The 842-nt window shown below is 46.6% G+C and carries 2 pseudogenes; both read right to left on the bottom strand.

What is annotated here, in order from left to right:
• Positions 1-561, bottom strand: a pseudogene (locus tag A3762_RS13485) (electron transfer flavoprotein subunit alpha/FixB family protein); the annotation flags it as partial.
• Positions 562-842, bottom strand: a pseudogene (locus A3762_RS13480) (electron transfer flavoprotein subunit beta/FixA family protein); the annotation flags it as partial. It lies immediately after the preceding pseudogene.

Genomic DNA, 842 nt, shown 5'->3' with positions numbered 1-842 from the left:
ATCAGACTCAGCCATTTCTTGACCTACAAAAATAGAAATGCCAGCGTCTTGTACGTTGTCAATCGCTTCAACAGCAGCTGAACCACCTTCAGCAGCAACTGGATCGAACGCAGTACCACGAACAGTGATTACTTTGATCGCATCGCTAGATTGAACTGTCGCAATCGCGTTACCCGCATAGATTGGACGAACGAACGTATCAGCTGACTCAACTTTGATGATGTCAGAGATTTGCGCAACGTCTAGAAGTGCAGCAACACGTGGAAGGAAGTCCTTACCAGTTGTGCCCGCAGAAGTAAGAACGTGCGAGTAACCTTTACCAAGGTCAGCAACCAATAGAGAAAGGTTTTCAGCCAACTGATGGCCGTAAGCTGCGTTATCAGCTACCAATACTTTAGCAACGCCAGCCGCTTTTGCCGCAGCTTCTGCTGCTGCACCACAACCTTCGCCCGCAACCAATACGTCGATGTCACCACCGATTGCTGTTGCTGCAGCAAGAACGTTAAGAGTAACTGGCTTCAAGCTACCATTATCATGATCTGCAATAACTAAAATGCTCATTTAGATCACCTTCGCTTCGTTTTTAAGTTTGTCTACAAGCTCTGCAACGTCTGCAACTTTAATACCCGCAGAACGTTTAGCTGGCTCTTCTACTTTCAATGTAGTTAGGCTAGCGCTCAACTCAACACCGTAATCTGCTGGAGATTTAGTATCGAGAGGCTTCTTCTTAGCCTTCATGATGTTAGGAAGAGATGCGTAACGTGGCTCGTTCAAACGCAAGTCAGTAGTCACTACTGCAGGAAGATTAAGACCAACAGTCATCAAACCGCCGTCAACTTCAC

This window comes from Oleiphilus sp. HI0125 (assembly GCF_001635355.1).
This window is presented reverse-complemented; position numbering and strand designations above follow the sequence as displayed.